At 44.5% G+C, this 591-nt stretch carries 2 protein-coding genes; both read right to left on the bottom strand.

The features are described from left to right. Positions 1-356: DUF1090 domain-containing protein (locus R7O13_RS28930; RefSeq protein ID WP_318305470.1), on the bottom strand; the 356-nt coding region annotated here is incomplete at its 3' end. A gap of 114 nt (positions 357-470) precedes the next feature. Then, positions 471-591, bottom strand: a 121-nt coding sequence (locus tag R7O13_RS28925; RefSeq protein ID WP_318305471.1) for a GreA/GreB family elongation factor, incomplete at its 5' end; no start/stop codon positions are given.

Here is a 591-nt window from a genome sequence, read left to right as displayed (position 1 = left end):
TCTAACAACTCTTTTTGCGCTTCATCTAATTTTCGGCGCTTTTTCTCGATTTTGTCGCTCGAACCCGACGTTTGTGCCTCTGCCAATTCTAGCTCGCGAGCTTTTACTTTTTGCGCTTTTTGTTCGACTTCTGCTTGCAGTTTTTCGCGTAAATCTTCTTCCGAGCATTCATCCTCAATCGCAGCAAGGGCTCGTTTTAATCCATCAATGCGCTTTTGATTACCTTGTACTGTGGCGTATTCAATTTGCTGCTCAAGTGCAAACGCTTTGGCATCACACCCTTTTAGCTCTTCTTGAGCGACAGTAGGAAGCGAAATAGCCATCGTTAACGCAGCACCACAAATCACGGCTTTCATTTTAAACCTCTCCAGTAAATACAGCTCGCGCCCTCAAATGAGGGCGCATAAAAAAATAGGTCAACATCATTGGCAAACGCACTTCGCTCGCCGAATGTTTCAAGGTCGAGGAAGTTAAGATTCTGCGCTTTGCTTGTTGTATTCAATCGAATTAATGAACCACTCTTTGTCACCTTCCGGCGTTCGAACGGTAAATTCTTCATCCACTTGCTTTTTCAACATGGCTCTGGCCATA

Source organism: Vibrio sp. Y176, from assembly GCF_033438945.1.
Note: the sequence above shows the minus strand (reverse complement) of the source record. Positions and strands in the feature narration are given on the sequence as shown.